The organism is Desulfonatronum zhilinae (assembly GCF_900182865.1).
In the GTDB taxonomy this organism is placed as follows: Bacteria; Desulfobacterota; Desulfovibrionia; order Desulfovibrionales; family Desulfonatronaceae; genus Desulfonatronum; species Desulfonatronum lacustre.
This window is the reverse complement of sequence record NZ_FXUJ01000051.1, coordinates 1-6,851: the sequence shown is the minus strand read 5'-3', so window position 1 is coordinate 6,851 and position 6,851 is coordinate 1. Positions and strand designations below refer to the sequence as shown.

Here is a 6,851-nt window from a genome sequence, read left to right as displayed (position 1 = left end):
TATTACAGATAGTTGGATGTGATGGTTACGAAAGCGAACAGACGTCAAACAGTAAGCAGCTAAGTTTATTTGATTAATTGTTGGGACACTAGTGGTATTCATCGGTGACTGAATAAAATTCCTTCCGCTCCCGCTGTAATTTTCAAGGCGTCCGGGGACGAATCAGTAAGGCGTTGATCACCCTTTCCGGGAGGCGGGCCACGGTCCAGGCCAGGATCCAGAGAAAGACCAGGGAAAAGGCCATCCTGGCCCAAAGCACGCCGCTGACGTCCGCGCCCAGCAGGAGCATCAGCAGGGTGTCTTCGATCAGGCTGTGGCACAGGCCCATGAAGGTCAGGGCCAGGAAGACGTCCTTGGCCGGGATGCGTCCTGACCGGGCCTCGTGGATGATCAGCCCTCCACCGTAGGAGAGGCCCAGGGTCATGCCGACGATGGTGATGGTCCCGGCTTCCCGGCCGATGCCCATGGATTTGAGCAACGGGGAGAGCAGGCGGATCATCAGGTCCGTGACGCCCAGGCGCTTGAGCACGTCCAGGAGCATGAGCATGATCAATACAATCACCGCGATTCCCGCCAGATTGCGGACTTCCCGCAGCATCCAGGCTGTCCAGCCTGCCGGTGGAGCGTCCGGGATCCAGGACGGCTGGACCGGCGTGGTCCCCCAATTCAGCCATCCGTAGCCCAGATGCAGCAGCCAGCCGCAGAGCATGGCCGCTCCGATCCGCACGACGAGCTGGGTACGCACCCGGGCCCCGGAGCGCCGGGCGATGCTCAATTCCACGGGCAAGCCGTGGGCGATGAGCATCATGGTCGCCAGGACCGTGACCTGGGCCGAGGTCAGGGGCGCTTCCGGCAGCAGGGTGATCAGAACCACGGCCGCGGCGTAGAGATTGGTCAAAAGCGCCGTGGCCCAGACCAGCCCCATGGGACCGGGCAGCCCGAACAGCTCCATCATCGGCCCCATGACCCGGCCGACCACGTCCACCAGTCCCAATTCCTGGGAAATCTTCATCACGATCATCACCGGGATCATGACCTTGAACAACGCCGCGCAGACTTGTCCGGCGGCGAGGATGTTGCGGCGCAAGAAGTCTTGCGAGGCGTACAGAGCGGTGAACAAGGCGTTGGGGGAGGGCATGGCGGGCGCGACGATCCTTTGTTTTGAGGGTTGCGTGAGGCCTATGGAGGTCCGGCTTCGCTGTCAACCCGTTCGCCACCAGTCCGTATCGCCTTTTTAGGCTGTGATTGACTTTGCCCGGACCTGTGCCCAGGATACAGCTGTTCGTAACAGAGCAGTCATGAATGTCCGCCGGTATTTCGGCCGGTATCTCGGGCGCGTGCTCAGCAAAGCGGTGTTCGTGCCCGGAATCGCCCACCCACGAGATCGTATTTCATGAAACGACACTATCTGACGGAATGGTTGTTGCTGGGGGCCCTGTTGTCGGCTCTCGGCGGGTTCGTCGCGCACACGTTGTACAGCGACTACCGTGAAGTCGAGGCCTTTGAGCAGGAACGGTTGTCCGGACAGGTCAGGGTATTGCGGGACAATCTGACGCTCCAGCTTTCCTCCGTCAATCAAATTCTCAGCAGCATCGTGGATGAGTTGGAAACCTGGAAGGGGCAAGCCGACGGCCTGGACCGGGCCAATGTCCGCCTGAAGGCATTTGTCCAAGCCATGCCCGTGGTGCGGACGTTGCTTATCCTGGATGCCCAGGGCGTGGTCGTGGCGGGCAACCGTCCGGAAGTGCTCGGGACCGGTTTTTTTGAGCGCGCCTATTTTCAAGCCCCGTTGCGCGCCCCGGACGCCGACACTCTGTATGTCGGTCCTCCCTTTACCACGGCCCTGGGGGTCTGGGCCTTGAACGTGGTGCGCATGGTTCCCGGGCCGGAGGGGGAATTCGACGGCGTGGTCAGCGCGACCATCAATCCGGATTTTTTCAAAATCATCTTCGATTCCGTGCGCTATGCTCCGGATATGTGGGTCTCCGCGGCCCATGGAGAGGGACAACACTTTTTAACCATCCCGGAGCACATGACCCGGCCCGCCCAGGACCTGCTCCGAGCCGACGCCCTTGCGACGCCTTCGGTCAATGCCGACGAGAGCGGAGGCGTCGTTCATTTTCGCGATCACGGGATGATGGTCGCCCTGAGCGCGATGCAACCGTCGTCCCTGAACATGGACTATCCGTTGCTCGTCTGGCTCGGTCGCGACCTGGACGCGCTGTATGCTTCCTGGAAAGCATATGTCTTCACGTTGGGAGGCCTGTTCGCCCTGTTGACCGCGGCCTCGGTGCTCGTGCTTTGGGCCGACCAACGGCGACGGGCTCATGTCGCGGCGAGCATGGCCGCGGCGGATGAGGCATTGCGGCAAAAGAGCGTTGAGTTGGAACGGTTTTTCAACGTCTCCCTGGATCTGCTCTGCATTGCCGACGTCCACGGGCGATTTATCCGGCTGAACCCTGAATGGGAAAAAGTGCTCGGATATCCGCTTTCCGAGCTTGAGGGCCGACCGTATCTGGACTTTGTCCACCCCGACGACGTGGACCAGACCCAGGCCGCAAGCACGCACCTGAACTCGCAACAGGACGTGCTGTTTTTTGAAAATCGTTTTCGCGCCCGGGACGGTTCGTATCGATGGATCGAGTGGCGTTCCAAACCCCAGGGGGAAATCATCCACTCGGCGGCCCGGGACGTCACGGAGCGCAAGCGGACCGAGCAGGCCCTGGCCCAAGCCGTGGCGCGGTATCGCGGCATCTTTGAACGAGCCGTGACCGGAATCGCCTTTGCGGACGAAACCGGGAGCATCATCACCTTCAACGACAGCTTCGCTCATCTGCTCGAATACCCGGGGGGCGAGTTGATCGGCATGAATTTCAGCCGATTCACGCACCCGGACGATATTTCCTTGGAAGTGGAGTTCTTCAAGGAAATCATGGGCGGCGAGCGTGAGGATTATCGTCTGGAAAAGCGCTACCTCACCAGGTCCGGCCGGGTGGTATGGGCGGATCTTTCCGTGGCCGCGATCCGGGACGAACAAGGGAGGGTGGTCAACTTCGTCGGCATGGTGGTGGATATTTCCGATCGCAAGCAGGTTGAAGCGGATCTGGTCCAGGCTAAGGAGGCGGCTGAGACGGCGTTCAAAACTAAAAGCACTTTTCTGGCCAACATGAGTCATGAAATCCGCACTCCCCTGAACGCGGTGATCGGCCTGACCCAGCTTTGCCTGGAAACTCAACTGAATCCCCCGCAGCGCGACTATTTGCAAAAGGTGCTGCGCTCGTCCAGGATGCTGTTGCGCATCCTCAACGATATCCTGGACTATTCCAAGATCGAGGCCGGGCGGCTGGTTCTGGAGCAGCGGTTTTTTGCCCTGAATGAGGTCCTGGATCAATTGAGCGCATTAATGGAAGCGCCGGTCAAAGAAAAAGGACTGGATCTCTCCTTTCTGGTGGAACCGAATGTTCCCCGCAGCCTTGTGGGCGACTCGCTGCGCCTGGAACAGGCCCTGAGCAACCTGCTGAGCAACGCCGTGAAGTTCACGGAACGCGGCGGAGTGGAACTGCGCGTCGGTCTGGTGGGACGAGACGCTGAACAGGTTCGACTACGGTTCGCCGTGAAAGATACGGGCATCGGCATCAAGCCCGAGGAGCGGGAACGGCTCTTCACTGTTTTCACCCAGGCCGACGCGTCCACCACCCGCAAATTCGGCGGCACGGGGCTGGGGCTGACCATCAGCAAATTCCTGGCCGAAATGATGCACGGCGACCTGGACTTTGAAAGCGTTCCGGGCCGGGGCAGCACCTTCGTGCTCACCGCGAACTTTCAATCCGTGGCGGAAACGGAACTCGGGCAACCTTCCGCTTCCTTCACCGCGACGAACCTTCCGGATATCCGGACCTTGGTCGAGTCCATTCGGGGGGCGCGGATCTTGTTGGTCGAAGATGATGTCATTAACGAGGAAGTTGCCCGGGAATATCTCCAGCAGGCCGGTTTGCGGGTCACCGTTGCTCATAACGGGCTGGAGGCCGTCCAGGCGGTGCAAGCGGTTTTCGAGGACGCCAAGGCCGTGAAGGACGTCGACCGCCCCCATCGGTTCGACGCCGTGCTGATGGACGTGCAGATGCCGGTGATGAACGGTCTGGAGGCGACCCGACGCATCCGCGCCGCGGAGGTTCAGGGTTCACGGTTCAACGGTTCAACGGTTGGAGAAACGGCGGATGACGGTATTGGTGTAGGGGCGCACTGCGGTGCGCCCGACGGAGTTGCGCCAATTGCAACCCATGCCGACGACACCACGGAAACAACCGTGAACCGTGAACCCTACGACCGTGAACCCCACATTCCGATCATCGCCATGACCGCCGGGGCCATGGCTCAAGACCGGGAAGAATGTCTGGCCGCGGGCATGGACGACTATCTGTCCAAGCCCATTGAACAACACAAACTGTTCGCCGTCCTGGCCAAGTGGATCGCCGTCGCCAATAGCACGGATATCCAAAATATTCCGGATGCTTTAGGAGAGCCGGATGCCGAGGTCGCCCTGGCAATCCTGGACCGGATGATCCGTTTGGTGGAAGGCGGGGACTTGGTTGAGGAAGCCGTGCTGGAGCGATTGGAACGGGCCTTGGCCGGAGAAGAGCGGGCCTTGATGGAGGAAGTGCGGCGCTGTCTGGAACGCTTTGATTACGAATCCGCCTTCGCCGTCCTCCAGGCGATGCGAACCGCCGTGTCGTAGCAACCGGAACAAGGAGCATGACCCATGTCCGAATCCCAGGAACTCCGATCCGTACTGATCGTGGACGACGTTCCCGTCAACATCCAGGTACTGGCCGAGGCCCTGCGCACGGACTACCGGGTGCGCATCGCGGCCAACGGCCCAAAGGCCCTGATTATCGCCGCGTCCGACGACCCGCCGGACATCATCCTGCTGGACGTCATGATGCCGGAGATGGACGGGTACGAAGTCTGCCGGCGGCTCAAGAACGCTCCGGAAACCAAGGACATCCCCGTGATCTTCGTCACGGCCAAAAGCTCCAGCGAGGACGAGGCCCTGGGGCTGAACCTCGGGGCCGTGGACTATATCACCAAGCCGTTCAGCATCCCGGTGGTCAAGGCCAGGGTACGCACCCACGTCCAGTTGAAGGCCCGCACGGAAATGCTGGAACGGTTGGCCATGGTGGACGGGCTGACCGGAATCGCCAATCGGCGCAGTTTCGACCAGAGCCTGGAGCATGAATGGAAGCGCGCATCCCGGAACGGTCTGCCCATGAGCGTGGTGATGATCGATATCGACCATTTCAAGCCCTATAACGACAACTACGGTCACGGGGCCGGGGACATCTGCCTGCAACAGGTGGCCGGAGCGTTGCGCTCCGTGGTTCAACGTCCGGCGGACCTGGTCGCCCGCTACGGCGGCGAGGAGTTCGCGGCCCTGCTCCCGGAGACCGACGTTCAAGGAGCCGAGATGATCGCCTCGGCCATGCGCGAGGCCGTCTCCAACCTCAAACTGCCCCACGAACACTCCCCGGTCGCGGACCACATAACCGTCTCCCTGGGCCACGCCACCAGCTTCGCCCAGCCGGCCGCATCGCCCCGGAGCCTGGTGGACGCAGCGGACGGCGCCCTCTATAAAGCCAAGGAATCCGGGCGTAATCGGGTGCAGGCCGCCGAGGATTGATATCCCGGCTTTTTTCAACAAACACTTGAAGGCTTCGGGGGGTGTCTCAGATCATCCGTGCGAAAGCGGACTGGGTAACTTGAACAACGCTTCAAACTTGGCGACAACCTCTTCGAGAACGGCCTCATCCACCATTGCCGCAAACTTCACGCCCCGTGCGCGCCAATCCAGATTTTTGACCTGGTCGGCCAGGGCAACTCCCGAAATTGATGGATTAGCTACGATCTTGACCTCGAAAGGGTAGCCTTTGACTTGGCTCGTGATAGGGCAAAACAGCGCGAGTCCGGTTTTGCCGTTGTATGCCGCGGGAGAGAGCACCAGTGCCGGGCGATGACCAGCCTGTTCATGCCCGGCTTGGGGGTTGAAGTGCAACCATACGATATGACCGCGATCAGGTACGTACATCAGAGCAGCTCCTGCCCCCTAGGCCCGTCCCTGCCGACTTCGTCATGCATATTTTCCGGTGTTATCCCGGCCAGAAGTTCGGACAGAATATACTTTTTGGGCATGGGCCTGACCACGATTTCGTCGCCTCTGAGCGAAATATCGACAGAGGCGTTCTCAATGAGTCCAAATTTCGCGACGATTGGTTTGGGTATCAGGAACGCCAGGTTGTTACCCATTTTAACGGCTCTTGCTTCCATACCGTACTCCTTTTTATACAGGCTAAGCATGCGAGCAAAAACAACCTGAACAGTGTGGTAGTTATTTCCGTGCCCGTCAATCATCCGCAGGGGCGACATTCGCGGCCGCCCTGGATGGCGCGGCAACGCGAGGCAGCGGCAATATCTGACATTGATCAGGTACGTACATCAGAGCAGCTCCTGCCCCCTAGGCCCAATACTGTTCATTTAAAATATTTCGACGCAGATTTCGTAATCTGAAACAGGCTCAGGTTTTGAATTTCTCGGCCTCACAGGGTAGTTGCTCATTTTGCGTTTTACTCCCCGCGGACATTTACAATTACGACTCGAGACAACACGTTCATCCAGAATTTCCTTCAGCACGGATTTGTGAAACGTCATCCACTGCTGAGGGGGGAAAAGCGCCGAAAAACGGCAGCTTTCGCCGCACAACCTTTACGGAATGGACAAACGACAATTGGTCAGGGTCAATGTCCTCGCTCAAGGCCGCTTCATGCATCAAGCCACGAATCGCGAAATGAGTCATCAAA

Annotated in this window: 5 protein-coding genes and 1 pseudogene; 2 read left to right on the top strand and 4 right to left on the bottom strand. The window is 59.6% G+C overall.

The features are described from left to right. Positions 1-142: 142 nt before the first annotated feature. The gene (locus AC559A_RS18480; RefSeq protein WP_498819172.1) at positions 143-1,138 is read right to left on the bottom strand and encodes a nucleoside recognition domain-containing protein; all 996 of its coding nucleotides are present in this window, start codon (positions 1,136-1,138) and stop codon (positions 143-145) included. Positions 1,139-1,393: 255 nt separating this feature from the next. On the opposite strand from AC559A_RS18480, the gene AC559A_RS18475 reads away from it, so the two are divergent. Next, positions 1,394-4,735, top strand: coding sequence for a PAS domain S-box protein (locus tag AC559A_RS18475; RefSeq protein ID WP_498819171.1), 3,342 nt, complete (start codon positions 1,394-1,396; stop codon positions 4,733-4,735). 24 nt (positions 4,736-4,759) lie between these two features. Continuing rightward, a complete protein-coding gene (locus AC559A_RS18470) occupies positions 4,760-5,677 on the top strand; it encodes a diguanylate cyclase domain-containing protein (protein WP_498819170.1) in 918 nt (305 codons plus the stop codon). 51 nt (positions 5,678-5,728) lie between these two features. Here AC559A_RS18470 and mazF read toward each other — a convergent pair whose 3' ends face one another. The 3 genes and pseudogenes from mazF to AC559A_RS18455 form a co-directional block, all read right to left on the bottom strand. Further along, complete coding sequence (mazF, locus tag AC559A_RS18465; protein WP_498819169.1) at positions 5,729-6,082, bottom strand: endoribonuclease MazF; 354 nt, start codon at positions 6,080-6,082, stop codon at positions 5,729-5,731. Beyond that, positions 6,082-6,420 carry an AbrB/MazE/SpoVT family DNA-binding domain-containing protein gene (locus AC559A_RS18460; protein ID WP_498819168.1) on the bottom strand — a complete coding sequence of 113 codons (339 nt, stop codon included), beginning with the start codon at positions 6,418-6,420 and terminating at the stop codon, positions 6,082-6,084. The genes mazF and AC559A_RS18460 overlap by 1 nt, the downstream gene beginning before the upstream one ends. 241 nt (positions 6,421-6,661) lie before the next feature. Continuing rightward, positions 6,662-6,851: pseudogene (locus AC559A_RS18455) on the bottom strand (hypothetical protein); the annotation flags it as partial.

Excerpts from the sequence above, each read along its gene's own strand:
- AC559A_RS18480 (WP_498819172.1), bottom strand. The coding sequence starts at position 1,138 with ATGCCCTCCCCCAACGCCTTGTTCACCGCTCTGTACGCCTCGCAAGAC.
- AC559A_RS18475 (WP_498819171.1), top strand. The coding sequence starts at position 1,394 with ATGAAACGACACTATCTGACGGAATGGTTGTTGCTGGGGGCCCTGTTG.
- AC559A_RS18470 (WP_498819170.1), top strand. The coding sequence starts at position 4,760 with ATGTCCGAATCCCAGGAACTCCGATCCGTACTGATCGTGGACGACGTT.
- mazF (WP_498819169.1), bottom strand. The coding sequence starts at position 6,082 with ATGTACGTACCTGATCGCGGTCATATCGTATGGTTGCACTTCAACCCC.
- AC559A_RS18460 (WP_498819168.1), bottom strand. The coding sequence starts at position 6,420 with ATGTCGCCCCTGCGGATGATTGACGGGCACGGAAATAACTACCACACT.